Genomic DNA, 26,907 nt, shown 5'->3' with positions numbered 1-26,907 from the left:
GACCAAGATCGTTAGCCGAACGCTCAGTATTGTGGCCGGTCAGAGCATTGCACCGAGTGGGTCCGTCGTTGCCTCACGGGGGCTCCGGGAGCGAGTCGGTTCCCATACGGTCCCCAGCGATGCCTGGGAGCCCAGCACCGGAACAGCTCACCTCAGAGCTGGATGCCACGGAGGAGCGAGGCGGGGGCGGGACCCACATCTGAACCATAAGACGCTGATCGCTAGCTCTGGCAAAGTGGTCATCACTGCCAGTCGATTCTCGTGAGGAACTCTGTGAGCACGCTCGGTCGCTTCATCTGGTCGATCGCTGACCAGCTTCGAGGCCCCTATCGGCCCAATCAGTACGGGACAGTGATCCTCCCGTTCACCATCCTGCGGCGACTCGACTGCGTGCTCGAGCCAAACCGAGCCGCGGTACGGGAACTGGCTACGCGGTACGAGAACCCGAACCGGCTCAAGGTCGAGGTCAAGAAGCTCACGGGACGGCAGTTCTACAACACCTCCAACTACGGCTTCGCGAACCTGCTGGCCGACGCGGACGGGCTGGCGGACAACCTCGCCGACTACATCGACCGGTTCTCCGCCGACGTGGACGTGTTCGAGTACTTCGACTTCAAGAAGGAGATCCTGGCCCTGGAGAAGGCTGGACTCCTGCGCGAGATCGTCCAGTCCTTCAGCGGTGTCGACCTTCATCCCGACGTGGTGTCCAACTCGGACATGGGCGACGCGTTCGAGTACATCATCCGCAAGTTCAACGAGGCCGCGAATGAGACCTCCGGAGACCACTACACGCCGCGCGACGCGATCCGGCTGCTGGTGGACCTGCTCTTCACGGAGAAGGACGTCGAGGAGGAGGCCAGCCGCCCCGAGGGCGCCATTGTGAGGTCACTCTACGACCCCACCGCTGGCACTGGCGGCATGCTCTCCCTGGCCGAAGAGCACCTGCTCGCGCAGAACCCTGGGGCCAGGCTGACTTTGTACGGCCAGGAGTACAACCCACAGTCGTACGCCATTTGCAAGTCTGACCTGCTCGCCAAGGGCCACGACACGACGAACATCGCCTTCGGGAACACCCTCACTGAGGACGCCTTCAAGACCCGCCAGTTCGACTACTGCATGTCCAACCCGCCCTACGGAGTGGACTGGAAGCAGTACGCCAAGGCGGTCAAAACAGAGCGCGACGCTGCTGGCCCCTACGGCCGCTTCGCACCGGGCCTCCCCGCAACCTCCGACGGCCAGATGCTCTTCCTGCTGCACCTGGCCCACAAGATGCGCGCCCCGGAGGACGGCGGCGGTCGCGTCGGCATCGTCATGAACGGCTCGCCCCTGTTCAACGGTGCCGCTGAGTCCGGTCCCTCCAACATCCGCCGGTGGCTAATCGAGCGTGACCTGGTCGAGGCGATCGTCGCACTGCCGACCAACATGTTCTTCAACACCGGCATCGCCACATACATCTGGATCCTCGACAACACCAAGCACCCCGACCGCCAGGGCAAGGTCCAGCTCATCGACGGCACGTCGTTCTGGACCAAGATGCGCAAGAACCTCGGAGCCAAGGGGCGCGAGATCAGTGACGCCGACCGCGCCGAGGTCGTGCAGTTGTACGCCGACTTCGAGGCTGCCGACCCTGACTTCTCCAAGGTTCTGCGCAACGACGATTTCGGCTACTGGACAGTCACTGTCGAACGCCCCCTGCTCGACGAGGAGGGTAACCCTGTCGTCGACCGCAAGGGCGCCCCGAAGTCCGACTCGAAGAAGCGTGACACTGAGAACGTGCCCTTCACCTACGGCGGCTCGACTGCTGGCGCGGAAGGGATGCGCGAGGTCGTCCAGGCGTACTTCAACGCGGAGGTGAAGCCGCACGTTCCGGACGCCTGGGTCGACTGGTCCAAGACCAAGACCGGATACGAGATCCCCTTCACTCGCCACTTCTACAGGTACAGCCCTCCTCGCCCTCTCGCTGAGATTGACGCTGACCTGGAGAAGCAGGTCGCCAAAATCCTTGACCTGCTGCGGGAGGTGGAGAAGTGACGGGGCCTCTCTGGAAGGTATTGCCCGATGGGTGGCTGACAGGCCAGGTCAAGAACGCTGCTACGGTCACGCTCGGCAAAATGTTGCAGAGCAAGGACTCGGGTAATGACGCGCGTGCCTCCTACATGCGCGCTGCAAATGTGCAGCCCAATGGCGTGTTGGCCCTCGATGACGTAAATGAGATGTGGTTCGGCGAGGACGAACTTAAACAGTTGAGCATCCGCGCGGGTGACGTGGTCGTTGTAGAGGGCGGCCAGGGCGGCTTTGGCCGCGCCGCGTATGTCGACCAGGATCTTCCTGGCTGGGGATTCCAAAACTCGATCAACCGGCTTCGACCTATTGAAGACTTTGACGGTCGCTTCATCGCGTTCTACCTGATCGCACTGCGGGCTAGCGGCTTCATCCGCGCCTACTCCAATGTTGTCTCGATGCCGCATCTCACAGCAGAAAAGCTTGCCAGGATTCCAATCCCGCTGCCGCCAGTGGAGGATCAGGCCGCCATCGCCGACTATCTCGACCGCGAGACGGCTCGCATCGACACGCTCATCGAAGAGCAGCAGCGGCTGATCGAGATGCTCCGCGAGCGGCGGTGGTCGGTCGTAGAACGGAGCGTGGCGCTACTTGACTGGCACACGCCGCTAAAGGCAGTTTCCGTCTTGATTCAGACAGGACCATTCGGCAGTCAGCTGAAATCCGATGAGTACGAGGATGGCGGCACGCCGATTATCAATCCATCCCATATTGTTTCAGGGGAAGTAGTCCCCGATCCACGGATCGCGGTCGGAGCTGCAAAGGCCGCACGGCTTGCGCGCCATGCTCTGGCAGAAGGTGATTTGGTCGCTGCCCGGCGCGGGGAGCTAGGGCGTTGTGCGGTCGTAGGGCCTTCGGCAGCCGGATTCCTCTGCGGAACTGGCTCAGCACTTGTTCGGTTCGATCGGAATCTGCTCGACCCGGAATTCGGGGCTATTGTATTTAGCAGCCGACGCAACCGCGATGCACTGGCTCTCGCATCAGTTGGCTCAACGATGGACAACCTGAACTCTGACATCATCGCGTCCCTGCGCGTGCCGGTTCCAACGATTGCGCAGCAGCACGGGATCGTGGCTGAGATCAAGTATGCGACCACGAAAATCGACACGCTCATCATGGAGACTGAGCGGTTCATCGAGCTGTCCCGGGAACGCCGGTCAGCGATGATCATGGCTGCTGTCACAGGTCAGACCGACGTTCGAGGGACGGTGGCGTGATGGCTGATCACAACGAGGCTGTCTTCGAGAAGGAGATCTGCGAGTACCTCCGTGACCACGGCTGGCTGTACTCGGCCAACGACCACGACGGCGGCGAGTACGACCGAGAGCGGGCGCTGTTCCCGGCTGACCTGTTCGCGTGGCTGGAGGCGACGCAGAAGTCGGCGTACGAGAAGGCACTGAAGGCCGCAGGATCGCAGGCGAAGTTCCTCGACGTGCTGACCGCGGCGCTCGAGCGGCCGCTGGAGCACGGCGGCGGGACGCTGAACATCCTGCGCAACGGGGTCCAGTTCATCGGTGGCGGCCGGTTGAAAATGGCGCAGTTTCGCCCCGAGACGTCGCTCAACGCGACGAGCACGGCTCAGTACGAGGCAATGCGAGTGCGGGTCGTGCGGCAGGTGCGCTTCTCGACCGCCGACCAGCGCAGCATCGATCTGGTGTTCTTCATCAATGGGCTCCCGGTGGCCACGGTAGAGCTGAAGACCGACTTCACCCAATCGCTGAATGAGGCGGTCAACCAATACAAGCAGGACCGCAACCCGCTGACGAACGGCCGCCCAGAACCGTTGCTCTCCTTCGGGCACAGGGCTCTGGTGCACTTCGCTGTCTCGAACGACCTGGCAGCGATGACGACGAAGCTGGAGGGCGACAAGACCCACTTCATGCCGTTCAACACCGGCTTCGACAGCGGCGAGGGCAACCCGCCCGGCGCTGACGGCCGGTCGGCGACGGCGTACCTGTGGGAACGGGTGTGGGAGAAGCACGCCTGGCTGAACATCGTCGGCCGGCTGATGATCGTCCAGACCAAGGAGGAATGGGACGTCTCGACCGGCACCTCGGTACGGCGCATGGACATGCTCTTCCCCCGGTTCCACCAGTGGGAGGCCGTCACGAGCATCGTGGACGCGGTGCGCGAGGAAGGCGTCGGGCAGCGGTACCTGATCGAGCACTCGGCCGGGTCGGGGAAGACGAACACCATCGCCTGGACGGCCCACCGCCTGGCGCGGCTGCACATCGACGACCAGAAGGTCTTCGACTCGGTCATCGTCGTCGTGGACCGCACCGTGCTCGATACCCAGTTGCAGGAGGCGATTCGGCAGATCGATGGCACCGGCAAGATCGTCGCCACCATCGGCCCCGACGATGTCCGCAAGGCCGGCGCCAAGTCGAAGTCGGGCTTGCTGGCACAGGCGCTGAAGAACGGCGAGCTGATCATCGTCGTGACACTGCAGACGTTCCCCTACGCCCTGGACGAGATCCGCAGCGACGCCAGCTTGAAGGGAAGGCGGTTCGCCGTCATCGCCGATGAGGCGCACTCCTCCCAGTCGGGCCAGATCTCCGCGAAGCTGAAGCAGGTGCTGACCGCCGAGGAGATCCAGGAGGTCGAGGACGGCGGCGAAGTCGACGTGGAGGCGGTCCTCGCGTCCGAGATGACAGAACGAGCCGAGTCGGAGAACATCTCCTACTTCGCGTTCACCGCGACGCCGAAGAGCAAGACTCTCGAACTGTTCGGCCGCAAGGGCGCCGACGGGAAGCCACGCGAGTTCCACCTGTACTCGATGAAGCAGGCGATCGAGGAGGGCTACATCCTCGACGTGCTCAAGGGTTACCAGAGCTACGACACCGCACTGAAGATCGCGGGCAAGGCCGGGAGCGGTGATGATGCTGGGGGCAAGGTCGAGGAGACCACCGCCCGCAAGGGCTTGATGCGGTGGGTGCTGCTCCACCCGACGAACATCAGCCAGAAGGTACAGATCATCGTCGAGCATTTCCACACCAACGTGGCCTACCTCCTGGAAGGCCGAGCGAAGGCAATGGTGGTGACCGGCTCCCGCAGGTCCGCGGTGAAGTACAAGCTGGCCATAGACGCCTACATCGCCAAGCGACGCACCGAGGACGCCTCGTACAATTACCGCACACTGGTCGCCTTCTCCGGCGGGGTGACGATGCCCGAGAATGAGACCTGGCACAGCGACTGGGGCCCGCAGCCGTCAAAGGACGACGAGTACACCGAGGCCAACATGAACCCCGGTGCCGGGACGGATCTGGCAGCCGCCTTCAAGGGCCAGACCTACAAGATCATGCTGGTCGCCAACAAGTTCCAGACCGGCTTCGACCAGCCGCTCCTCTCCGCCATGTACGTCGACAAGAAGCTGCCAGGCATCACCGCGGTGCAGACGCTCTCACGGCTGAACCGCACCCACCGCACCGCCGGCGGCGAGCAGAAGCGCAAGACGTTCGTCATCGACTTCGCCAACCAGCCCGAGGACATCAAGGCAGCCTTCGAGCCGTACTTCAAGAACGCCACCCTGGAGACCGAAACCGACCCGTACGTCGTCGTCCACCTGTCCAACAAGCTCGCCCAGCTCGGCGTCTACACCGAAGACGACGTCCGCAAGGTCGCCGAGCTGTGGGTGACCCGAAAGGGCAACAACGCGCTCTCGGCGGCGATCAGCCCGGCGCAGCATGACTTCCGCCGCCGCTACGCGCGGGCAATCGAGGAAGAGGACAAGGTCACGCTCAACGAGCTCGACCTCTTCCGCAAGGACGTCTCCACCTACGTACGCCTCTACGACTTCATGTCCCAGATCGTCGACTACGGCGACCCCTACATGGAGATGCTCTCCATCTTCCTACGGCTGCTGGAGAAGGTGATCGCCGAGTCCTCGTGGTCGGCCGAGGTCGATCTCTCCGACGTGGTGCTGGTCGGGGTCAAGCACAGCAAGGCGATCCCGGTCGACATCTCCCTCGTGGGCGACGGGCAACTGAAGGGCATCAGCGCTGCCGGCACGGGAGCGAAGAAGGACCCGAAGTACGTCGCGCTCCAAGTCGTCATAGACAAGATGAACGACCTTTTTGGCGCGGAGTCCTTCGCTGCCTCCCAGGTCCAGGAGTTCGTTCAGGGGCTCGTCCAGCGCCTGCTCGCCAACACTGACCTGGTCAACCAGACCAAGGCCAACACCAAGAAACAGTTCATGGAGTCGCCGGACTTCCAGGCAGCAGTTACGGAAGCGGTTGCAGACAACCAGGACGCCCATAACGCGATGGCTGACTACTTCTTCACCGACGGGCCGGCGATCAACGCGATCATCGTGACGCTGGCGGATGCCTTCTACGAAGCAGCGGTCGATCAGCAGGTGGACTCTTGACTGCGACAGCGCGCAGACTCTCAACAGACCACCGGCTGCCTACTGGGCTCGGGCAACACGGTCACCAACCTGGCTGCTCCACTGCGGCTTACTACTGGAGCGAAGGAGGCCGTTGAACTGCACGACGCGGCCAAGCGCTGGGCCGCGTCGAGACGCCAGCTGCGACGCGGCGATCGGAGGCCAAAAGCACTTATCTGGAAATCCCGGCCCCGCACGTCTTCTCATCGACCCACGATCCCGACCAAAGGAGACGCCCGCATGCCCAAGGAGACCCTGTTTCGGCGGACACTTCGACACCGCCACCTCACGGTTTACGACGCGTTCGTCGCGCAGTTTCAGCGGGCGGCTCGGGAGTTGGCCGACCGTGAAGAGGATCCGCAACTGGGCTTACTTACCGTCTCGGCGCGGCAATTTGATCGGTGGGTGGGCGGGGAGTTGAGGGGGCTGCCGCATCCGGGGGCTTGTCGGGTGCTGGAGTACATGCTCGGGCCCTCCGCCGAGGAGTTGTTCTCTGAGCTGGCCAACGAGGACGAGGCCGTCCGACCTGCGACTGTCGTGGTTCCCACGGCGACGATGGCGCCAGCTGTTCACGATGACGAGGACAGCGTCGTAGAGATCGTCGCTCGTACGCGGCAGCTCACCGCGAGCAACGCCGATGACCGCACGATCGCGTTCCTCGGCTCGTCGTTGGACGGCATCGTCGCCCGCTACGACCGCGAGGGGCCGAAGCCGATCCGGGGTCAGGCTCGGTCGCTACGGCAGTTGATCCATACGTTGCTGGACGGGCACCAGCCGCCGCGGGTGCGGCACGAGCTGTTCCGGTTGGCCGCCAGGGCAGGCGGGTTACTCGGGTACATGGCCGTCAACGTGGGTGACTTCGTGCTGGCGGAGGCGTACGCCACGGAGGCCCTGGACCTCAGTCGGGCGATCAGGGACGTCGAGACGGAGCTGTGGGCGCGGGCCACGCTGTCGTTCGGCTACTACTACGCCGGCCGCTACCGGGAAGCCGACGCCTGTGCCGCGGCAGCGGTGGAAATGGCGCCCAGCAGCGCGCAGGCCATCCGGCTGCTGGCCAACGGGCGGGCTCGCGCGCTCGGGAAGATGGGTGACCGGAAGGGCGTCGAGCAGGTCGTTGGCCGGGCCCTGGAGTTGTCGGCTGCGCACGACGTTGCGGCCGGCCTCACGCCGTGCATCTCCTTCGAGCCCTACGGGTACGCCCGCACCCTCGCCAACGCCGTGACGGCGTACGTATCGGTGGGGCAGGTGGGCCAGGTTCTCGCGACGGCCGAGCGCATCGACGGCCTCGTCGAGGGCTCGGACCCGTGGAGCCGTTCGCTTGTCCGGCTCGATGTCGCCAGCGCCCTGTTGCAGCAGGCCAGGCCGGATGTCGAGCGGGCGATGCAGCTGGGACGGGAGGCGCTAACCTTCTGCGGCGATGTACCGATCCGGTCCGTGTGGCAGCGCTCGCGCGACCTGTACGCCCAGGCCCGCGGATGGCAGGGCCTCGCGGCCGTAGGGGAGTATGGCGAGGAACTCCGCTTGTGGAGCTCGCAACCTGCCGCTCTGGCGATGTCGCGCGCCGGGGCGCTGTGACGCCGAAGGAGAACGCCGGGTGCCCCTGCTCTCGCCCGACCCCGCCGCCTTTCCGGTGGAGCCTCCCGGTGACCTGAACGACCACAAAGGGATCACAGCGCACGACCAGAGCGCGTTCGACGCGCTCGACGAGATGGTTGACCACTGGTCGCGGCCCGGTTGGTCGGACGGAGCGCGTGCCTACTACTGGATGCTCGCCTTCCGCGACGTGCCCGAGCTCAAAGAGCTCGCGGAGCAGTGTCAGGAGGCGCTGTCGCCGCTACGGCTCGACCCGGTGCCTACCGAGTGGCTGCACGTGACGCTGGTGAGAGTCGGGGCTCCTGGTTCCGTCGATACGACACGGTTGCACGCGCTGGCCAGCCGGGCTCAGGCCCTGCTACCGGAGAGGTTCACCGTACGGGCCACGCCGTTGGCGGGGTCTCGGGGAGCCGTTCGGCTGACGCTCACACCGTGGGAGCCGCTCATCAGCCTGCACGCGGATCTTGTCGCGGCGAACGCCTCAGTCGGCTTGCCGGTCAAGAAGCCGATCGCCGTCTTCCGGCCGCACCTCAGCCTCGCGTACAATAACCGTCCGCGGCCGGCGGGGCCTGTCATCGAGGCGGTTGCCGGGTTGCGCTCGCTGCCGTCGGTAGAGCTGAGCGTCGCCGACGTCCAGCTCGTGGAGCTGCGCAGGTGCGGGGCCGAATACCGCTGGGACGTGTTGGAGAGCCTTCCGCTCACGCTGTCCGAGTTGGCCGACCACCGCCCACGGGCATGACGGCCACGACCGCCTTCCCCGGGCGGGCGGGCCAGACGAACCACCTCTCGGTCAGGGCTTCGACGAGGTAGAGCCCGCGCCCGCCCTCCAGCAGCTCGTCGGCGGACGACGGGACTTCCACGGACAGCGGCTCGGCGTGCGGCTCACCGTCGTACACCCAGAGGACCGCGGTGTCCTCGTAGACATCCAGGTCCACTCGTACGGGCCCGCTCGCCGTGTGACGGAGAGCGTTGGTGACCAGCTCGGAGGCGACGATCACCGCGTCGTCGATCTGTTCCGTCGAGGCGCGGTTCTCAAGAGCGTGGTGGACGAGGTTGCGTGCGACACGCTGCGGCTCGGTGCAGCCCAGCAGGCCCAGGCGGTGGTGCTGCACGAGCCCTCCGCCCAGGTCGTCGGTCGCCGCTCCTTCAACGTCTGATCGGGGCACGGCTCGTCTCGCTTCCGGTAGTCATCAGCGGGCGTTCAAGCGTGATGGCCCAGCTGTGGCATGCCCACGTCGTGAGTGCGCCGTCTCTCCGCCGTCTCGTTGCGGCGGAAACGGCGGAGAGACGGCGGCTCAACGGCGTACTGCCGCGTGGCTCCCGCGACGACTGTGTTCAGGGACCGGCTCCGCGAGGACCGGCCGAGGGCGCGCCCACCGAGGCGGCCCGGGAATGGCTCAGCCCAGAACGCAGGAGGACATGGTGGCGTTATGTGACCCGCAGCCGGACCGGCACATCCCGGCCGTCATGCCTGGGACCACCCCCGAGTTGGTGCTCTTCGACCTGGACGGGGTCCTGTTCGACACCCTGCCGGTGATGCGCACCGCGTGGGAGGAGGTCCGCGTCCGGCACGGGATCGATGTTCCGTTCAGCTCGTACGCCCAGCTCTTGGGACGCCCGTTCGCCGACATCATGGCGAGGCTCGGCGTTCCGCACGGCGAGGACGTGGCGGAGACGTACGAACGCGCTTCGGTCCGGGAGTCCCACCGCGCCCGCCCCTTCTCGGGGGTCGAAGGTGCTTTGCGCGACCTCATGGCCAGCGGATACCGGATCGGTGTCGTGACCTCGAAGCCGCAGACACGCGTCCTTCCCCTCCTGGAGCGCCTCGGCTGCACGTTCGACGTCGTTCGCACTCCGGGGCGCGAACGCGGCAAACCCGCTCCCGACACTCTGCTGGCCGCCTTGGTGGAGACCGGGACGGATCCCGCCGCAGTGTTGTACGTGGGCGACATGGCAGTGGACCAGGAGGCCGCGCGGAGGGCGGGGACCGGGTACGTGCACGCCGGCTGGGGCTACGGACGACCGGCCGAGCCGGAGCCTCGGGTCGCTCATGAACCGGCGGACCTGGTGCGGCTGCTGCCCGCCCGCGTCGAAGGGGCGGGGGCGTGAGCACGGCAGCAAAGGTCGACGCGCTGATGGCGGCCTTGGAATCGGAGTACGGCGCGGTAGTGCGGACACCCGGGGGCGTGAGCTGGCTGCACAGCCACCACGTGCCGGTGCGCCGACTGCTGACTCGCCTGGTCAGGCGTCTGACGGACGAGGTCCCGTTCCACAGCGGCGAGGATGAGCGGGACTTGGTCGTCGCGCGTCACCAGCCCTCCCTGGGCTACGTGACCTACGACGTCTCCCCGGCGGGAATGGCATACCTCCTCGGTACTGCCGCCATCGCGATGCCCGACGACGAGCGTCGCGTCGGCGAAGAGGTGGTCGATCGTGCGCCGTCCCCTACAGCGCCCACGCCTGTCTGCGCGGTGTCCTGGTCCTCTCGCCATGCTCAGACGCTGCTGCCCGTCTTGGCCGAACTCGCCCGTCGCGGTGTCGCGAGCACGGTGCTGGACCTCGCAACCGAATCCCGTCACGACGTTCCGACCCCGCCGGACGACGCGATCTCCGTTCTACGGCTGCCGAAGGAACTCCTTGCCCATGGTGGAGGGCCGCCCGTACGCGCCCTCAGCGGCACGCGCGATGGCCGTACCGTACAGGTCGGCGAGTACGCCGTTCCCGTCGACAGGCTGGCCGCACTCGTCGTCGGCGTGCTGCGGCGAAGCGCGGACGTCACGCAGCCGTCGTGGGCAGCGACGGTCGGTATCGAGGGGTGGCTCGACGACGCGCTCTCCCGCCTGGCGTCTCCCGTCTTCCTGTGCAGCAACGACACCAGCCCGCCCGGTGTCCTCGCGGTACATGCGGCCGAGCGAGCCGGTGCCGACACGGTCTATGTCCAGCACGGCGCCTGGGTGGAGGGGCAGGTCGCCTGGCGGGCGCAGCACTGCCGGCACATCGCGGTCATGGGTGCGCGTGACGTGCTCACCGCGCGTACGTGGTCCAAGCGGGCCGACGCCCACGTCCACGTGGTGGGCCAGCCGCGCTTCGACGTGCTCGCCCAGGTCGATCGGGCAGCCCAGCGCCGCTACTTGGAGAAGATCCTCGCGGCTCAGGCGGGTTCGGTTCCTCCGAGGATCGCTGTGTGGGCGTGCCAGCCCTTCCGCGAGGAGAAGCTGCGAAGCCACTTCGAGGTCGTGGCGGAGGGGGTGAGGAGGGCAGGCAGTACGTGGGGCCTCGTCGTCGCTCCTCACCCTGCGCAGGGCGCTGACGCGTACAGCGCGCTGCTCGAAGATGTCGGCACCGTCAGCGTGGCCCTGGCAGATTCCGCCGTCGGTGCCCGGGGGTGCCTGGCCGGGGCCGACGCCCTGATCTCCGCCTCCTCCACCTGCGGCATCGAGGCCATTCTGCTGGACGTACCCGTGCTGGAACTCGTCCTGCCCGCAACGCGGACTCTCGGCCTTGCCGACCAGCGTGCCGCGCAACGTTGTGCCGCCAGCCCGGAGATCACGGCCGCCCTGGAGCGCATCGCGGAGGCGCCGCGCGCATGCCGCATATCGGCAGCGGCCAAACGGGCGATCTGCCTTGACGTCGGCGCGAGCAGCGCAGCCGTCGCCGATGTCGTCGCCACGGCGCTCGCCAACGCCACCGCCCGAGGCTCGGCCCCGCCCTTGGGACTCTCAGCAGCCGACACGAAGCACGGAGGTGCAAACCGGTGATCACGTTGACTGCGGACAGCGTCGCCGAGGTGTTCGCCGGCGCGCTCGACGTCGCCCGCAACGGAGAGCGCGTCAGCCCCCGGGGGATGGCGACCCGCGAGGTCTTGGACGTCGGAATCCGGCTGGCCAAGCCCCGCGCCCGCCTTCTGCTCGCCCATCCGACGCGCATCCCGAACCCGGCCTTCGCAGTCGCCGAGACGGTCTGGATCCTCTCCGGCTCGGACGCGCCCTGGATCTTCGACTTCAACGGGAAGCTCGCGCAGTACGCCGACGGCGGAGTCCTGCGCGGCGCGTACGGGCCGCGACTGCGCCGTTGGAACGGCGGTGTCGACCAGCTGCGGCGCGTCGTCGAGATCCTCACGGCGGACCCGGACTCCCGACGTGCGCTGATCCAGCTCTACGACCCAGCACGGGACGCGGCCGGCCACCGAGACGTGCCGTGCACCCTCGGGTTCCAGTTCCACCTGCGCAATGGCCGACTGGACATGGCCACCTCGATGCGCGGTCAGGACGTGTGGATCGGCCTGCCGTACGACCTGTTCTTCTACACCACTCTGCACGAGCTGGTGGCCGGTTGGCTCGGGGCGGAGCTGGGCACGTACCGGCATCACGTCGGCTCGCTGCACATCTACGAGCGCGACATGGAGCGGGCGGCAGCGGTCACGTCCGTCACGGCCCTCCCGGAGATGCCCGAGCTAGTGACCGGCTGGGACGGTTTCGACGACCTCCTGTCCCACGTGCAGGCCGGGAAGGCGACCGGGCACGCCGGTTGGGACGCGATGGGCACGGCCATGCAGAGCTACCGGCTCTGGAAGCGGGGCGATCGGAACGAGGCCCGGCGTACGGCCGCCGGCATCACGGGACCGCTCAACGAGTCCTTGGCGGCGTGGTACGCGAAGCTCTCACCTCTCCCGCACGACGCCACGTCGACCCCTTCGACGATGGGACCGAGGTGATGGGCCGTGCGTAGACCACCGTCCGTGGTGCTGGGGCTGTGCGCCTTCACCCACGACTCCGCTGCCGCGCTGCTGGTGGACGGCAAGCTCGTCGGCTTCGTCGAGGAGGAGCGTCTCTCCGGGGTCAAGCACACGAAGGCGTACCCCGAACTCGCCGTCGCGTGGCTGCTGCATGAGGCCGGGCTGGTGGCCGCAGACGTCGATGTCGTGGCGTACAACTTCCAGGCTCTGCGGTACTTCGCGGCCCTCGCCGAAACGCCCCGCTGGGCACTGTCCCCCGCCACACGATCGCGGGCGCTCCCGCGAGCCGCCGGGTTCGCCAAGGTCGGCCTGCGTTCGGTGCGTCGGCTGCGGTCCCTCGGCCACCGGTTTCCTCAGGCGGACGTGCATCCGGTGCTGCACCACCGGGCTCACCAGCTGACCGCGTTCACCGCGTCGGGCTGGGAGGACGCCGCAGTCCTCGTCGTGGACAGCCTGGGCGAGACCCAGACCACCACCATCGGCCTCGGCCGTCTGAGCCCGGACAGCAGGCCGAACGTCACCACTCTCCAGTCGCTGCGCGATCCCGCGTCGCTCGGATACGCCTACGGGGCCGTCACCGAACACCTGGGCTGGCGACGCGGTGACGAGGAGGGGACGGTCATGGCGCTCGCCGCTCTCGGGGATCCGTCCCGCTTCCGGGACCTCTTCGCCCAGGCGATCCGGACCACCGACGCGGGATTCGTCCTCGATCCGACGCTCTTCCCACTGCGCGTGCTCAGCTCGGAATACGCGCGGACATCGCCGCGGTTCGCCACCCTGAGCTGCCTGCCACGTCTCGCGGACGAGTCGGTCGAGGCCGTTCACCAAGACCTCGCCGCGGCCCTTCAGGAGCGCACCGACGAGGTGATGCTGCACCTGGCCCGCCGTGCCCGAGCGCTGACGGGTTCCCGGCGGCTGTGCCTCGGCGGCGGAGTGGCCACCAACTGCGTGAGCGTCGGCCGGATCATCGACGCGGGGCTCTTCGACGAGGTCTTCGTCCCACCGGCGCCGGGCGACGCAGGGACCGCTCTGGGCGCGGCGATCGCCGCTCACGTGGACGGCGGCGGCATCGGCCCGCTGTCCGGGATCACCGACGAGTGCTACCTCGGCCCGCGCTATTCGGGCTCGGACCTCGACCTCAACCCATGGCCGCAACTGCGCGAACACAAGATTCCCGGCGATCCCGCCCAGTTCCTGGCGGAGCAGCTTGCCGAGGGCGTGATCGTCGGCCTCTTCCGTGGTCGGGTCGAGGCGGGTCCACGCGCGCTGGGCAACCGTTCCATCCTCGCCTCGCCCTTGCTGCCGGGTGTAGTGGAGCGGTTGAACGCCACCGTGAAGTTTCGGGAGCCGTTCCGCCCGTTCGCCCCGATGGTCACCGCGGAACGGGCCGGCGAGTTCTTCACGCTCGGCCAGCAGGCGCCGTTCATGTCGATGGCGTCCGGAGTCACCGAGGCAGCCAGGCAGCGCCTACCCGCGATCGTGCACGCCAACGGCACCGCCCGGCTCCAGACGGTCTCCTCCGCGCAGAACCCGTTCATGCACGACGTCCTGGAGGCGTTCGCACGACGGACCGGCGTGCCGGTGCTCATCAACACCTCCCTCAACGTCAAGGGCCGACCCATGTGCGGCACACCCGCGATGGCGCTGGACTGCCTGGCCAACTCGGGCCTGGACGCTCTCCTGCTGGAGGGGCGGTGGATCACCACATGAGGATCGGTTACAGCTTCTGGGGCTTCCTCGGCCCCGGCGTCACCGACACCCCGGACGGAGGCCGCAGCCACCGCCGTCCCCTGGTCGACGGGCTGCTCGGCCGCGGCCACGAGATCCTCTTCCTCCAAGGCGACCGGGATCGTACGGAGGCCGGGGACGACCTCGGCGGTGCGTACGTCTTCGACGCCGGCTTCCCGGACGTGGACGTGCTGTTCCTCGAATGGCGCTGGGCCATCGAGGGCCGGAACACCACCCCGTGCGGCAGTCCGGGCCACACCTGCGACCTCCACCGCCAGGCCGACCTGCTCATGCACTACGCCCAGCAGGCCGTCCCGGTGGTCATCTGGGACAAGGACCGCCAGCTGAGTGGCGACGACCCGTGGCGCCGCACTCTCGGTGCCACGGTCTGCGAGGCTGCGCTCGTCCCGACCGCGGGGGCTCACCGGCTGCTCTTCCCGGTCGACGACGCACTGCTCGACGCCGCCGACCCGACTGTCCTAGCCGCGCAGCCTCGTCCGGTCGGGCTTGGCTATGTGGGCAACCAGTACGACCGGGACGAGGCGTTCGACGCGTTCTTCGCGCCAGCGGCCCGGACGGTTCCCCATGAGGTCGGTGGAAAGTGGCCGCGCACGTCCGCCTGGCCGCACGTCACCTTCCTCGGCCGCGTCCCGTTCGCCGAGGTGCACCGCATCTACAGCCGGTCGCTGGCGACAGTCCTGCTGCTGCCCGAGCGCTACGCGGCGGCCGGGCAGATGACACAGCGGATCTTCGAGGCGGTTCTGGCCGGATGCCTGCCTCTGGCGCCTGCCGGCATCCGCGGAGCCGAGACGTTCGTTCCGCAATCGCTGATCGTGCGGGACGGCGACGACGTCACCCGTCGCGTCGAAGAGCTCCGCGCGCTTGCTGGAAGCAAGGAGCATGTCGATCTGCTTGCCGCCTGCCTCGAACGACTGGACATCTTCCGGTTGAGCCGCCAGGTCGCGGCGCTCGATTCGGTTCTCGCCCAGGTCACGGCGTATCCGGAAGGGGCCAGGCCGTGAGGCCCTTCCAGAACCGGCGGACCAGGCCGGCCGGTGGCGAGAACTCCCGTCCGTCCACCCCCTCTACAGTGGAGCACCATGCAGAAGGTCGCCATCATCGGCTGCGGTGGCAGCGGCAAGTCCCATGTGGCCCGCCGGCTCGGAGCCGCGCTGGCCGCCCCGGTCACGCACCTGGACGCGGTCTACTTCGACGACGAGTGGAACGCGCTGCCGATGGAGAAGTTCGCCGCCGCCCAGCGCACCCTCGTCTCCAAGCCGCGCTGGGTGATCGACGGCAATTACAACTCCACCCTGGCCATCCGGCTCGAAGCCTGCGACACCGTGGTGTTCATGGACGTGTCCACTGTCGCGGCCCTCTGGGGGATCTTCTCGCGTCAGCTCCGGCACGGCGCCGGCCACAAGGGCAACGGCGTCCACAACCGGATCACCTGGAGCGTCGTCAAGTACGTAGCGACGTACCGCCGCAAGATGCGGCCCCGGGTCCTGGCGAAGATCGAGGAGTACGCCGCCGGCCACGCCGACGTGGTGCTCCTGACCAGCCGCCGACGTACCCGCCGCTGGCTGTGCGAGGTCACCGCGGACCGCTCGGGCTGAGAGGTTCACTCGCTGGCGGCCTTCCACGGGGGAGGCGGAGCCGGTGAACCCCAATCCCTTCCTGGCTTCGTCGCTGACACCGCTGTACGGAGACGCAAGCCGCCTGGCCTCACGTACGTCGGCGCTGGGACAGGCGAAGGTCTCCGGTCGCCCGGTGCCGGACACCATCGCGCGTCTGGCCCTGGAACACGCGCACCCGGACCTTCCCCTCCGCACGGTGGCCGACGTCGGCTGCGGCCGGGGGACGAGCAGCCGCGTGCTGGCCGAACAGCTCACGCCGCGGCGGCTCACGGCGATCGACGCCTCCGGTGCCATGCTCGCCGCAGCACGTATGCGCGTAGGTGCTCCACCGGGAACCGAGACCGGATTCGTTCAGGCCGACTTCCACCGCCTTCCGCTGGAGACCGGCACGTACGACCTGGTTGTCGCGGCCTTCTGCCTGTATCACTCGCCCCAGCCCGGACAGGTGATTGCCGAGTTCGCCCGCGTGCTACATCCCCAGGGCGTAGCAGTGCTGGTGACGAAGAGCGCGGACAGCTACAGCGAGCTCGACGTGCTGCTCGCCTCCGCCGGGCTCGATCCGGAAGCCCCGTACCGAGAAAGCCTGTACTCCGCAGCCCACAGCGGAAACGTTGCCGCGATCGCGGCCAGCGGCCTCGACGTGCTGCACGTGGAACACGAGGACCACCACTTCTGCTTCGCCGACCTGGCGCACGTGGCCGCCTACGTGGCGACCAACCCGAAGTACCACCTTGCGCCGGGACTGCGCGGGGACCCCACGGCGATCGCCGAAGCCCTCCGAGCGCGTCTTCCCGAAGCACCGGTCACGGCGAACTCGACCATCACCTACGTCGTCGCCCGTCCACCTGGAGCCCGCCGATGACCAGAGCCCAGTACGTCAAGCGCTACCCCACGGCTGAGCGCTGCCAGACCGCGGTACGCAACTACATGTGGCTGGTGCAGCACGCCGCCCCGGTCCGCCTGCCAGCGCTCCAGGCGATCAGACCCACCAGCCTCACCTTCGAGTTAGTCCAGGGTCGCCATGCCCAGCCGTCCGACCTGCCGCGCCTCGCCACACACCTCGGGGACGTGCACGGTGCCACCTGGATGAACGACCTGCACCGCGCCCAGCTCGGCGCCGTGCACGTACCGAGCACGGAGTTGGAGGTGCCGGACTACCCCTCGTCGCGGCAGAAGGCCCTTGCCGCGCGGCACGCCGCCGGGTTCCTTCCGACGACCGCCGATCTGGACGCCTCGCTGGCGCTCCTGGCTCAAACGGCAATCGGCCCGGCCGCCTTCTACAAGGACACCAATCCGCGCAACCTCCTCATCACCGCAAACGCTGTCGTCACGATCGACTTCGACGAACTCACCCTTGCCCCCTTCGGCTACGACCTGGCCAAGTTGATCGTGACGCTGGCCATGACCTACGGGCCGCTTCCTGCCAACGCCCTCCGTGACGCGCTCGACCGGTACAACCAGGCTGCCGCACACCACCACGAACGGCTGGGCCGCACGGACATGGGGCAGCTCAGTGCCTTCATGAGCCTGCACGGCGTCCTCACCGCTCCCTACCTCGGCCGACACGGCTACCGGTTCCGCGCTCCGAATCCGAGCGCTGGCACCGGCCTCAGCGACGCCACCAAGGACATCGCATGATCGCCACGGAGCTCGTCCTCGTCCGACACGGCCAAGCCCGCTGCAACGCCGCTGGCATCGTGGGCGGACCCCTTACGTGCACGGGCCTGACCGACCTGGGCCGGGCCCAGGTCCTCGCCGCAGCTGAACGTCTCGCGATCGAGCACGCGACGAAACCCTTCACGACGCTCTACGCAGGACCGCGCTTACGACTCCGGGAGACCGCGGACATTCTGGGGTCCGCCCTCGGACCTAGGGCCAGGGTCGTCGCCGGTCTGGACGGCCCCGTACACGGCGACGCCGACGGCAGGCCCTGGTACGACGTGAAGACCTCCGCCGACGGCGGTCCGCACGCCCATCCCGACAGGCCGTGGGCCACGGGCTCGGACACGTGGAACGGCTACCTGGAGCGCGCCGGTGCCTTCCTTCGGGACCTCATCGAACAACACGAGGGGCAGCGGCTGCTCTTCGCCGCGCACGGCGAGACAGTCCTGGCGCTGCACACCCTCCTGCTGGAGCTGCGGCCCGGCCTCCAGACCGGATTCACCGTCGACCACGGCTCGATCACCCAGTGGCAACACCACGTCAACCGCCTCGGTCAGCACCGCTGGCTCCTCGACCGCCACAACGACACAGCGCACCTGGACCCAGCTCGGGGACAGCGGGGTCGGGGATGACCGCGGTCGAGGACCCCCGCCTTCGCCTCGCGGCGGATGTGGTCGGCGAGGTCCAGGCGATCAACGGGCCGGACCTTCCCCGTCGACTGCTGCTGGTCGCGGATTCGTCCGGCCGACGCTACGTCGTCAAGCAGCACCGCAGCGCCCACCGCTTCACCCAGGAGGTCCGGGCCTACACCACGTATCTCACGTCGTTGCGTGACCTCACTGCGGAGCTTGTCGCGCACGATCCGTCCAGCCGGACGCTGCTGCTCTCGTACCTCCCGGGCGACGACTGCGACAGCCCAACTCTCACGTCCGCCGAGCGCTCCCTGAGCCACCACCGCGCTGGCGCCGCGCTGCGGAGGTTCCACGACGCTGTGCCGCAGGAGCAAGCCGAACTCGCCGGCTCCTACCTTGCCGACCGTATGCGCCAGTGGACTCGGCGTGCCGACCAAGCCGGGATCATCTCCCTCGACGAACGACGCCACCTGCATGCCTTCGCGCTTCGGCTGTCCTCCACAGCCATGCAGGGCAGCATCTGCCACCTCGACTACCAGCCCCGCAACTGGCGGCTCCACCGCGACGAATTCTTCATCGTGGACTTCGAACACTGCCGTCCGGATGCCCGCGTCCGCGACTTCGCCCGCCTCGAACACCGGCGCTGGACGGGTCAGCCGCATCTGCGCGACGCCTTCTTCGCCGGCTATGGCCGGCTTCTTTCCGATGCCGAGCAGCAGCTCCTGCGCCTCTTCGGCGCGATCGAGGCCGTCACCGCGTTGGTGCGCGGCCACGAGACCGGCGACGCCGAGCTGTCCGCCCACGGGCGGGCCCTTCTGACCCGCCTTCCCTGACCACCCCGCTACCGGAGGACAACGTGTCCACCCCACCTCTCGCCCCGTCGCGACCGCACATCCGCCGTGCCGTGATCACCGGATCGGCTGGCTTCATCGGCTCCCATCTCGCCCAGGCACTGCTCCAAAACGGCACTACGGTCATCGGCCTCGACCGCCGCGACGCCGCCACCGACCGGTCGGCCGCCGCCAACCTCGCGCCGCTGATCGGCCAGCCCGGCTACGTGCCGGTGACGGCCGACCTGCTGACCTGCGCCGTCGAGCCGGTGCTGCTCGACGCCGACGTGGTCTTCCACCTCGCGGGCGTGCCCGGTGTCCGGCCCTCGTGGGGGCCGCAGTTCAGCTCCTACGTGCAGTGCAACATCCTCGCCACCCAGCGCGTGATGGACGCCGCCGCCCGGCTCGGCATCCCGCGCGTCGTCGTGGCCTCGTCCTCCAGCGTCTACGGGCCGACGGCTGGCCAGCCGAGTCGGGAGACCGACCACCCGCACCCCGCCTCGCCCTACGCTGTGACGAAGCTGGCCGAAGAGCAGCTCTGCCTGGCACACGCCGCCCGATCCGACTGCCGCACCAGCGTGGTCGCCCTCCGGTACTTCACCGTCTACGGCCCCCGGCAGCGCGCGGACATGTTCACCCACCGGGCGCTGCTCGCCGCCATCGCGGGCACCTCGCTCCGCATCTACGGCGACGGACGCCAGCGGCGCGACTTCACGTACATCGACGACGCGGTGTCCGCTACCCTCGCCGCCGCCTCCGCCCCGGAGGACACCGGTGTGGTGAACGTGGGCGGCGGCAGCAACACCTCCCTCTCCGAGGTGATGCAGCTCGTGGAGCAGCTGACCGGCCGCCAGTTGGCCGTCGAGTACCTCACCAGCCGCAGCGGAGACGTACCGGTGACCAATGCGGACGGCTCGCGCGCCCGTACCCACCTCGGCTGGGAGCCGACCGTCGACCTCGCCGCCGGCATCCGCGCGCAACTGCGGCACCTCACCGACCACGCGGCGCGGCAGGCTGCCTGAGCGAAGGGCTTGAAGCACCCTTATGACCACAACCGACAGGGCCCGCCTGGACGGCTACTTCCGCCGCGTCGTCGAGCACTTCCCGTCCCGTGTGCCCGCGGCCTCGCTGGTGATCACGCACCTGCTGCCTGAGCGACCCGCCTTTCTGGACGCTCTGACGCACCTTGCGCGCGTGGCGGCCGTCCTGCCCAAGCCCAAGTCGCAGGTGCCGGAGGTCGTCGACGAGGTACGGCGGCGGTACCGCGTCGACCAGCTCACCCGGGACCAGTTCGCCGACGCGGGCCAGGCCCTCGACTATCTGGAGGGCACCGTCCCCGGCGAGGACCTGGTGCTCCTGGACATCGGCGGCTACTTCGCGCCCAGCCTCGACGTCCTCACCGGGAAGTTCTCCGGCCGCATCCTCGGCGTCGTGGAGGACACCGAGAACGGGCACCGGCGGTACCAGTCACTGGCGACGCTGCCTTGCCCGGTCTATTCCGTGGCCCGGTCACCGCTCAAGGAATGCGAGGACCACCTCGTCGGCCACTCCGTCGTCTTCTCCACCGAGGCGCTGCTGCGCGCTCACGGCTCCGTCCTGACCAACCGGGACGCCTGCGTCATCGGCTACGGCAAGATCGGCCGATCCATCGCCCGCGCGCTCCACCACCGCGACGTCCGGGTCACGGTCTACGACAACGACCCCGTGAAGCGGGTACAGGCCCACGCCCACGGGTTCCGCGTCACGACCCACCGCAGCGACGCCCTCCGGGGCGCCGACCTCGTGATGTGCGCCACCGGCAACCTCGCGTTGCGCCGGCCCGACTTCGGTGCGCTCCACGACGGCGCCTACGTCGCATCAGTGACCTCTTCCGACGACGAGCTGGAGCTTGCCTCCCTCGAAGGTGCGTACCGCCGAACGCCCCTGCCCCACGGCACCACCCGGTTCGCCACGGTGGACCACCACTTCGACGTGCTCAACGACGGCAACGCCGTGAACTTCCTCCACGGTGCCGAAGTCGGCAGCTACATCCACCTCGTCCAGGCGGAAATCCTGGCCGCGGTCTCTCTGATCGCCGCTGAGCCGCCTCCCGGGCTCCACGAAGTCTCCGCCGAAGCTCGCCACACCATCGCCAGCATCTGGCTCGACCACTTCTCGAGGTGACCCATGCCCATTACCCGCAGCTCAGTTGAGACCGTCGTCGCCACATATCTCGCCCGTAACCCCGACGAGAGGACTCGCATCCGCCCGCTCCTCGACGCCCTGGCCGCTAAGGCCAATCCGACGAGCCGCACCACATTCGCGGGCCACGTCACCTGTGGAGCCGTGGTCCTCGCTCGCGACGGGCGGGTACTTCACGTGCACCATCGAGTACTGGACCGCTACCTGCTCCCTGGCGGCCACATCGAGGAGTCGGATACGAGTCTGGTCGGCACCGCGCTCCGCGAACTCCACGAAGAGACCGGTCTGCCTGCGACGGCCGTCGAGCCACTGCCGTATCTCGCCGGGGTGCCCCTCGACATCGACGTGCACGCGATCCCCGCGAACGCCGATAAGAGCGAGCCGGCCCACCAGCACTTCGACTTCCGGTTCGCGTTCGTCGCCCCGGCGGAGCACAAGGTCCGAGTCCAAGAAGCGGAGGTCACCGGGTATCGCTGGATCAGCCGAGAGCAGATGCCCCAGCTCGGTGTGGCAGCGAAGTTGAACGCCCTTGTCCCACCCGCCCCGTCAGCCCGGCGATAGGAGCCGCGCCCCATGGCCAACAAACGACGAGCCCCTTCGCGACCGCGCCACGTCGCAGTGATCCCCTGCCGCTGGGGCGCTTCCAGATTCCCCGGGAAGCCTCTTGCGCTCCTGGGCGAGAAGCCTCTGTTCTGGCACGTGTACCAACGCTGCCTCGAAGCCAGCACCCTCGCCGAGGTCGTCGTGGCAACAGACGACGATCGCATTCGCGCGGCCTGCGACGACCTCGGCATCCGCAGCGTAATGACCGGCGAACTCGCGACCGGAACGGACCGGGTGGCCGAGTGCGCCCAGCATCTCGACGCGGACGCCTTCATCAACGTCCAAGGCGACGAGCCCTTCATCAGCTCCGCCGCCATCGACGCGGTGTCCGCGGCCCTGACGGAGTCCGCCTCGGACGTCGTCGCCGTCAATGCCTGCACCGAGTTGCGTGCTCCGGCAGCCATCCTCAACCACAACGTCGTCAAGGCGGTCACCGCCACATCCGGCAACGCCCTGATGTTCTCCCGCCAGCCGATCCCGTACCCGCGCGGCACCTACCCGACGTACCTCCGCCAGCTCGGCCTCTACGGCTTCACCCCAGCTGCCCTGCACGCCTTCCACGCGCTCGACCAGGGCCCGTTGGAGCAGGCTGAGGGTGTGGAGATGATGCGATTCATCGAGCACGGCTATGCGGTCCGAGCCGTTCTCGTCGACGACGACGGCATGGCGGTGGACACCCCCGAGGACCTGCGCAGGGCCGCAGCTCGTATGAAAGGGGCGCGACGATCAGCCGCGCCCCTTCCGTAGATCCCGCTCCTTCCGGTTAGACCTCGATCTCCACCAGCCCGGTCGCATCACAGCGGTCGTCGTAGGCATCGAGCAGGTTGGCCTGGACTGCCGACGGATACCCCTCGAAAGCGGCGACGTACCGGAGGAAGTCCTCGCCGAGCGGATCGACGGTCTCGGCGTACTCCGCCTGCCACTGGGCCGCGAAGGCAGCTGCTCGTGCCTGGATCAGTGGGGCAAAGACGCGGCTCAACTTGAGGCCGTCGCAGGTCGAGTCGGCGAGGGAGTCGAGGGCCTCAAGGAAGGTCACCTCGTCCTGGACGGCCCAGTAGGTCACGGCGACGAGCTCCCCCACTGCAGCGTGTATACGGGCGCGCGTCTCGGGGTCGGTGAGCCAGAACGGCGAGTGTGCCTTGGTCGCGGAGCTCGCTTCGTTCGCGGCGGTGGTCTCAACGGAGTTGTTCATGCTGATCTTTTCCTCTGCTGGGTGGTGAACGGGGGATTCTCGAATCAGAGGCGGCGGGGACCGCCCCTGGTCTGTGGGGTGGTGGGCGTGGGCGGTGGCGTGAGCAGCCCGGGGTCGGTGGCGGTTCGATGGCCGACGCTGCGCACGCGGGCGGCATCCGCGCGGCGGTTGGGGACGGGCTGGTAGCCCAGGCGCTGGACGCGTAGCGCGAGGACAGGGGCGGGGCTGCGGGCGCTGTCGAGTTCGCGCTGTCGCGCCGCTTGGCGGAGGAGCTGGTGCGGGTCGTGCCCGCGCTGGGCAACCTCCGTCAGAGCGCCGGCCAGCGCGGGCCACTGTGGGTCCGCGACGATTCGCCCGGCGTGATCGGGCACCGCGGTGGCCAGGTCGCGTGCGAAGCCCACTTCTGCTCCGGGTGCCGGTGCGTGCTGTGCCATGGCGGCGAGGGGGCGAAGTGCGGCTTGGTCGGCTGCTTGCTGGAGCTGGGCGACGGTCTGACGGGCGGCTTCCGCCTGCTGCTGGTGTTGGCGGCGGGCGTGCCATCGTTCGATGAGCTGCACGGCGAAGACCGTCGCGGCCAAGGCGACGGCGATGACGCCCTCGCCGGGTGCGGTTCCGCTGGTGGCCAGGTAGATCAGCTCGCGGGTCGCATTACGGAACTGCCGGGTGGCCTGGTGCTCTGCCTTGGTCTGAGAGACGGTGGCTCGCGCGAGAGCTTGCTCGGCCTGCCGGAGCTGCTGACGGAGCTCGAGAGGGACCTGCTGGACGAGGACGGTGATGCTCTCGTGGAAGGCGACGATGTGTGCCTGTGCAGCACCGTCGTCTCCCCCGTCGTCGGTGAGCGCGGCGATCAGGTGGGTGTCGATGGCCTCCGCGTAGGCGAACAGCGGGTGCTCTGGGCGGGTGCGGCGTGCCGTCGGGTGGTCCTCCCGGGGCGGGTTCGCAGCCAGGCGCTCGCTCACCTGGGGCCAGGACAGGTCCTTGCCCAGGTCCGAGGCGGCGAACCACACGGGCTTGCCGTCCTTGTTCACGTCGCCGGGGCGGTTGACCTTGTAGCCCGCGATGTCGCCTGACGCGGCGAACCGGCGGATCTGAACGTTCACACCGAGACCGGTCTGCAGCAGGTCCAGGAACTCTTCGGGCGCAGTGGCGTGCGCGAGGGCCGAGCGGATCTGCTGCCGGAGCCATTCGCGTGAGGACTGCTCCCAGCCCTGCCTCTCCGCCTTGTGCTGCTCCGCGCTCGAAGGCCGGCGGGGGGCCGTCCGGTCGCCTGACTTGAGCCGCCGCAGGCCCAGTTCGTGCTCTAGCTTGCGGCACTCGTCCTGCGCGCGCCGAGCGGCGCCGTGGTCCCGCGGGGCCCGGCCGTCCTCACGTACGTACGTCGCCAAGATGTGGATGTGGTCGGCGGCGTGCCGTACGGCGATCCACCGGCACGCCATCTCGTCGCCGTCGGGGGCGATGCCCGTGGCGTGCACGACCCGCCGCGCGACCTCGCCCCACTCCGCGTCCGACAGCTCGCGGTCCTCGGGCGCGGTCCGTACCGGGCAGTGCCATACGTGGCCGCCGTTGCGGGGTCGGCCTTCCGCTCGCAGCCGGTTCACCGGTACGTCAAGGAGGTCGGCCAGCCGGGTCAGCGTCACGCGTTCGTCGCGGCCGGGATCTGGCACCCCGCGGTCGAGCCACGCGCCCACCATGTGCGGGTCGAAGTGCTCGTCGTGCCTGCCGGGGCCGTAGAGGTAGCCGAGCAGACCCCGGGTGTCCGAGCCGAGCTTCTTCTGGATGTCGGGCACCATCAGGCCGCCTCGTTGAGGCGCAGCGTCACGTCGTGGATGTCCGCCAGGACGTCGTCCAGGCGGGCGAGTGTGGCCTCGACCCGTGACGGCTCCACGGGGACGGTGATGTGGAGTTGCCGGACGAGCTGGTTGAGGTTGTTGCCCACCTTGCCGAGGGCGTAGAGAGCCCGGCCGAATTCGTCGCCGAGCGCGCGCAGGGCGCGCTCGTGGGGGAGGACGGCCGTAATGCGGTTGGTGGCGACGGCCACGGCGGCGTCGGCGACGAAGCCGGAGAACGACGGGCCGCGTTCGGCGACCGCCTGCTCGATCAGGGCGATCTCGGACGATGCGAAGCGCATCGTGCGGTGCTGGTCGCGGGGTTCGGCGCCGCGCGGGCGCAGGCGTTTCGGCTTCATCGGCCGGCTGTCGGGGTGATCGGCCGCGAGCCGTGGCCGGTCCATGGCGGCGAGGCCGTCGTGGAGGAAGGCGGCGAGGTCCTTGCGACCAGCGCGTTCGTCCGGCGATGCGGGGCCTTGGCCGTACGCAGCGGACGGCTGCACGCGCGCGAGCGTCTCCAGGTCGCTGCCGCCCTCGGCCGCGACTTCCAGATCCGGCGCCCCCGCCGGGCCCACCTCCGCCACCCCTGGGGCGGAGGCATCCGCGTCCGGGCCGCCAACGGTGGCACGGATGCCCAAGCTTGCTCCCCCGCAAGGCTGGTGGTCGGCGGCTCCGTTGCTGGTCGGCGCCCTGCGTGTCCTCTTCCCGTCCCCGGGGTGATCGTCGGCAGTGTGGTGGCGGAACATGCGCTTCTCCAGCGTCTGTGGGCTGCTGCGAGGGCTTAGGCAACGGACCGGTTAGGGGCTGACGCCCGGGGGGCGGCCAGTCTCGGGAGGCCGCGTCCACCGTGTGGGGTGGCCAGGCGGGGCCACCCCACACGGCTCGTTCACTCGGTGCTGGGGTGGGGCCTGGCTGGCTCCGCGTCTTGGATGGACTTGAGCGCTTCGGCTATGCGGTCGTTGCCTGCGGAGACCCCGTGCGCCTCGATGGCCTCGCGGGCCATCGCGCGGGTGACCTGGCCGGAATCGGAGTGGGCGCGGCGGATGATGTCGGCGAGCTCGTCGATCGACGCCTCGGCCTTGCGCCCGCCCTTCCCGGCCTTCGGATTCCGGCCGGACGTGCCGCTCGCTTTCCGGCGGCGGCGCTCACCAGCCGCCGGAACGGGTGCGCCTTCCGGAGCCGCCGGTCCGGTTCCGGCCGCGACACGGGCTTCGGCTCGGGGCTTCGTCGCCGGAATTTCGGCCGGAGCCCCGGTGGCTGTGACAGGAGTTCCGGCGGCCGAGCCGTGTCCTCCGCTGTGGCGGCCGACGATGATGTACATGTGGGTCGCTCCGGCCAACGCCAGCGGCGCGATCGCGGAGAGCACTGCAACGGTGTTGTCGCCGAGCGTCAGCGTGTGGACGCCGGGCTGGTTGAGGCGGATGGCGTGCACCGCGTTGGCCCACAGGCTGGCGGTGGACGCCGTTCCGAAGAGCGCCCATGCATAGGCGCGGGCGGCCCAGGGCGCGTCGCGCAGGACGAGCAGCGCGCGGACGCCGTACGCGATGAACCCGTCGACAACCAGGGGGAACAGGTACGCGAGGTGCGGGCGGATGTGAACGGCGACGGCCATTTGCCGCAGCGCGTCGTACGACAGCGCGCCTCCGGCCAAGCCGAGCAGAATCAGCGCGAAGGGATCCCACCACGACGTGCGTCGGCGGCTCTCGGGCTCCGCCGGGGTGCGGCGGCCAGGGCGGGATTGTGCGGTGGCGGACATGGAAGCTCCAGTCAGGACGTGCAGGTGGTGGTGTTCCGGGCATGCCGGAGGAAGGCGGGGGCGCCAGGAGAGGGCGTACGAGGGCGC

At 68.5% G+C, this 26,907-nt stretch carries 24 protein-coding genes; 19 read left to right on the top strand and 5 right to left on the bottom strand.

The window, feature by feature from the left end:
• Positions 1 to 273: 273 nt before the first annotated feature.
• The 5 genes from BS72_RS17840 to BS72_RS17820 all read left to right on the top strand — a co-directional run bounded on the left by BS72_RS17840 (position 274) and on the right by BS72_RS17820 (position 8,777).
• A complete protein-coding gene (locus tag BS72_RS17840) occupies positions 274 to 2,031 on the top strand; it encodes an HsdM family class I SAM-dependent methyltransferase (RefSeq protein ID WP_037911793.1) in 1,758 nt (585 codons plus the stop codon).
• On the top strand, positions 2,028 to 3,278 hold the full coding sequence (locus BS72_RS32465; RefSeq protein WP_051951217.1) for a restriction endonuclease subunit S: 1,251 nt from the start codon (positions 2,028 to 2,030) through the stop codon (positions 3,276 to 3,278). Before BS72_RS17840 ends, BS72_RS32465 begins: the two co-directional genes overlap by 4 nt.
• The gene (locus BS72_RS17830) at positions 3,278 to 6,427 is read left to right on the top strand and encodes a type I restriction endonuclease subunit R (protein WP_037911792.1); all 3,150 of its coding nucleotides are present in this window, start codon (positions 3,278 to 3,280) and stop codon (positions 6,425 to 6,427) included. The genes BS72_RS32465 and BS72_RS17830 overlap by 1 nt, the downstream gene beginning before the upstream one ends.
• A 258-nt stretch (positions 6,428 to 6,685) precedes the next feature.
• Positions 6,686 to 8,020: a hypothetical protein gene (locus BS72_RS17825; RefSeq protein ID WP_037911789.1), complete on the top strand. Its 1,335-nt coding sequence runs from the start codon at positions 6,686 to 6,688 to the stop codon at positions 8,018 to 8,020.
• A 19-nt stretch (positions 8,021 to 8,039) separates the two neighbouring features.
• Positions 8,040 to 8,777 (top strand): 2'-5' RNA ligase family protein, encoded by a 738-nt coding sequence (locus BS72_RS17820; protein WP_037911786.1) that lies wholly within the window; start codon positions 8,040 to 8,042, stop codon positions 8,775 to 8,777.
• On the opposite strand, the gene BS72_RS17815 is transcribed toward BS72_RS17820, so the two are convergent.
• Positions 8,737 to 9,150, bottom strand: a complete 414-nt coding sequence (locus tag BS72_RS17815; protein ID WP_051951216.1) for an ATP-binding protein — start codon at positions 9,148 to 9,150, stop codon at positions 8,737 to 8,739. The two genes, BS72_RS17820 and BS72_RS17815, sit on opposite strands and share 41 nt — an antisense overlap.
• A 280-nt stretch (positions 9,151 to 9,430) precedes the next feature.
• Between BS72_RS17815 and BS72_RS17810 the strand changes: the two genes are divergently transcribed.
• From BS72_RS17810 to BS72_RS17745, 14 genes are all read left to right on the top strand, one after another.
• A complete protein-coding gene (locus BS72_RS17810) occupies positions 9,431 to 10,147 on the top strand; it encodes an HAD family hydrolase (protein WP_051951215.1) in 717 nt (238 codons plus the stop codon).
• Positions 10,144 to 11,796 (top strand): hypothetical protein, encoded by a 1,653-nt coding sequence (locus tag BS72_RS17805; RefSeq protein WP_051951214.1) that lies wholly within the window; start codon positions 10,144 to 10,146, stop codon positions 11,794 to 11,796. Before BS72_RS17810 ends, BS72_RS17805 begins: the two co-directional genes overlap by 4 nt.
• Positions 11,793 to 12,752 carry a thymidylate synthase gene (locus BS72_RS17800; protein ID WP_037911784.1) on the top strand — a complete coding sequence of 320 codons (960 nt, stop codon included), beginning with the start codon at positions 11,793 to 11,795 and terminating at the stop codon, positions 12,750 to 12,752. The genes BS72_RS17805 and BS72_RS17800 overlap by 4 nt, the downstream gene beginning before the upstream one ends.
• Positions 12,753 to 12,758: 6 nt before the next feature.
• Entirely contained in the window at positions 12,759 to 14,483 is a 1,725-nt protein-coding gene (locus BS72_RS17795; RefSeq protein ID WP_037911782.1) for a carbamoyltransferase family protein, read from the top strand.
• Positions 14,480 to 15,523, top strand: a complete 1,044-nt coding sequence (locus tag BS72_RS17790; protein ID WP_198545918.1) for a glycosyltransferase family protein — start codon at positions 14,480 to 14,482, stop codon at positions 15,521 to 15,523. The genes BS72_RS17795 and BS72_RS17790 overlap by 4 nt, the downstream gene beginning before the upstream one ends.
• Before the next feature lie 78 nt (positions 15,524 to 15,601).
• A complete protein-coding gene (locus BS72_RS17785) occupies positions 15,602 to 16,117 on the top strand; it encodes a P-loop NTPase family protein (protein WP_037911777.1) in 516 nt (171 codons plus the stop codon).
• 43 nt (positions 16,118 to 16,160) lie between these two features.
• Positions 16,161 to 17,000 carry a class I SAM-dependent methyltransferase gene (locus tag BS72_RS17780; RefSeq protein WP_037911775.1) on the top strand — a complete coding sequence of 280 codons (840 nt, stop codon included), beginning with the start codon at positions 16,161 to 16,163 and terminating at the stop codon, positions 16,998 to 17,000.
• A complete protein-coding gene (locus BS72_RS17775) occupies positions 16,997 to 17,776 on the top strand; it encodes a phosphotransferase (protein ID WP_051951213.1) in 780 nt (259 codons plus the stop codon). Before BS72_RS17780 ends, BS72_RS17775 begins: the two co-directional genes overlap by 4 nt.
• On the top strand, positions 17,773 to 18,432 hold the full coding sequence (locus BS72_RS17770) for a histidine phosphatase family protein (protein WP_037911773.1): 660 nt from the start codon (positions 17,773 to 17,775) through the stop codon (positions 18,430 to 18,432). Before BS72_RS17775 ends, BS72_RS17770 begins: the two co-directional genes overlap by 4 nt.
• A complete protein-coding gene (locus BS72_RS17765; RefSeq protein ID WP_037911772.1) occupies positions 18,429 to 19,265 on the top strand; it encodes a phosphotransferase in 837 nt (278 codons plus the stop codon). The genes BS72_RS17770 and BS72_RS17765 overlap by 4 nt, the downstream gene beginning before the upstream one ends.
• A 23-nt stretch (positions 19,266 to 19,288) precedes the next feature.
• Positions 19,289 to 20,284 (top strand): NAD-dependent epimerase/dehydratase family protein, encoded by a 996-nt coding sequence (locus BS72_RS17760; protein ID WP_232792450.1) that lies wholly within the window; start codon positions 19,289 to 19,291, stop codon positions 20,282 to 20,284.
• Between the two features lie 22 nt (positions 20,285 to 20,306).
• A complete protein-coding gene (locus BS72_RS17755) occupies positions 20,307 to 21,425 on the top strand; it encodes an adenosylhomocysteinase (RefSeq protein ID WP_037911768.1) in 1,119 nt (372 codons plus the stop codon).
• Between the two features lie 3 nt (positions 21,426 to 21,428).
• Positions 21,429 to 22,004, top strand: a complete 576-nt coding sequence (locus BS72_RS17750; protein ID WP_037911766.1) for an NUDIX hydrolase — start codon at positions 21,429 to 21,431, stop codon at positions 22,002 to 22,004.
• A gap of 12 nt (positions 22,005 to 22,016) precedes the next feature.
• Entirely contained in the window at positions 22,017 to 22,793 is a 777-nt protein-coding gene (locus BS72_RS17745) for a 3-deoxy-manno-octulosonate cytidylyltransferase (RefSeq protein ID WP_037911763.1), read from the top strand.
• 16 nt (positions 22,794 to 22,809) lie between these two features.
• Here the strand turns inward: BS72_RS17745 and BS72_RS17740 are convergent, their stop codons facing one another.
• From BS72_RS17740 to BS72_RS17725, 4 genes are all read right to left on the bottom strand, one after another.
• The gene (locus BS72_RS17740; RefSeq protein ID WP_037911762.1) at positions 22,810 to 23,238 is read right to left on the bottom strand and encodes a hypothetical protein; all 429 of its coding nucleotides are present in this window, start codon (positions 23,236 to 23,238) and stop codon (positions 22,810 to 22,812) included.
• A 44-nt stretch (positions 23,239 to 23,282) separates the two neighbouring features.
• On the bottom strand, positions 23,283 to 25,028 hold the full coding sequence (locus BS72_RS17735; RefSeq protein ID WP_051951212.1) for a relaxase family protein: 1,746 nt from the start codon (positions 25,026 to 25,028) through the stop codon (positions 23,283 to 23,285).
• The gene (locus tag BS72_RS32460; RefSeq protein ID WP_157856268.1) at positions 25,028 to 25,702 is read right to left on the bottom strand and encodes a hypothetical protein; all 675 of its coding nucleotides are present in this window, start codon (positions 25,700 to 25,702) and stop codon (positions 25,028 to 25,030) included. Before BS72_RS32460 ends, BS72_RS17735 begins: the two co-directional genes overlap by 1 nt.
• 248 nt (positions 25,703 to 25,950) lie before the next feature.
• Positions 25,951 to 26,820: a DUF2637 domain-containing protein gene (locus tag BS72_RS17725; RefSeq protein WP_037911759.1), complete on the bottom strand. Its 870-nt coding sequence runs from the start codon at positions 26,818 to 26,820 to the stop codon at positions 25,951 to 25,953.
• Positions 26,821 to 26,907: the final 87 nt, after the last annotated feature.

The organism is Actinacidiphila yeochonensis CN732 (assembly GCF_000745345.1).
GTDB classification, from domain to species: domain Bacteria; phylum Actinomycetota; class Actinomycetes; order Streptomycetales; family Streptomycetaceae; genus Actinacidiphila; species Actinacidiphila yeochonensis.
The sequence above is the reverse complement of the archived record's forward strand: the minus strand, read 5'-3'. Positions and strand labels throughout refer to the sequence as shown.

Bases quoted from the DNA above. Each gene is read 5' to 3' on its own strand.
- BS72_RS17830 (WP_037911792.1), top strand. From the start codon at position 3,278: ATGGCTGATCACAACGAGGCTGTCTTCGAGAAGGAGATCTGCGAGTAC.
- BS72_RS17790 (WP_198545918.1), top strand. From the start codon at position 14,480: ATGAGGATCGGTTACAGCTTCTGGGGCTTCCTCGGCCCCGGCGTCACC.
- BS72_RS17785 (WP_037911777.1), top strand. From the start codon at position 15,602: ATGCAGAAGGTCGCCATCATCGGCTGCGGTGGCAGCGGCAAGTCCCAT.
- BS72_RS17725 (WP_037911759.1), bottom strand. From the start codon at position 26,820: ATGTCCGCCACCGCACAATCCCGCCCTGGCCGCCGCACCCCGGCGGAG.
- BS72_RS17735 (WP_051951212.1), bottom strand. From the start codon at position 25,028: ATGGTGCCCGACATCCAGAAGAAGCTCGGCTCGGACACCCGGGGTCTG.
- BS72_RS17765 (WP_037911772.1), top strand. From the start codon at position 18,429: ATGACCGCGGTCGAGGACCCCCGCCTTCGCCTCGCGGCGGATGTGGTC.
- BS72_RS17750 (WP_037911766.1), top strand. From the start codon at position 21,429: ATGCCCATTACCCGCAGCTCAGTTGAGACCGTCGTCGCCACATATCTC.
- BS72_RS17745 (WP_037911763.1), top strand. From the start codon at position 22,017: ATGGCCAACAAACGACGAGCCCCTTCGCGACCGCGCCACGTCGCAGTG.
- BS72_RS17775 (WP_051951213.1), top strand. From the start codon at position 16,997: ATGACCAGAGCCCAGTACGTCAAGCGCTACCCCACGGCTGAGCGCTGC.
- BS72_RS17810 (WP_051951215.1), top strand. From the start codon at position 9,431: ATGGCTCAGCCCAGAACGCAGGAGGACATGGTGGCGTTATGTGACCCG.
- BS72_RS17755 (WP_037911768.1), top strand. From the start codon at position 20,307: ATGACCACAACCGACAGGGCCCGCCTGGACGGCTACTTCCGCCGCGTC.
- BS72_RS17770 (WP_037911773.1), top strand. From the start codon at position 17,773: ATGATCGCCACGGAGCTCGTCCTCGTCCGACACGGCCAAGCCCGCTGC.
- BS72_RS17825 (WP_037911789.1), top strand. From the start codon at position 6,686: ATGCCCAAGGAGACCCTGTTTCGGCGGACACTTCGACACCGCCACCTC.
- BS72_RS17740 (WP_037911762.1), bottom strand. From the start codon at position 23,238: ATGAACAACTCCGTTGAGACCACCGCCGCGAACGAAGCGAGCTCCGCG.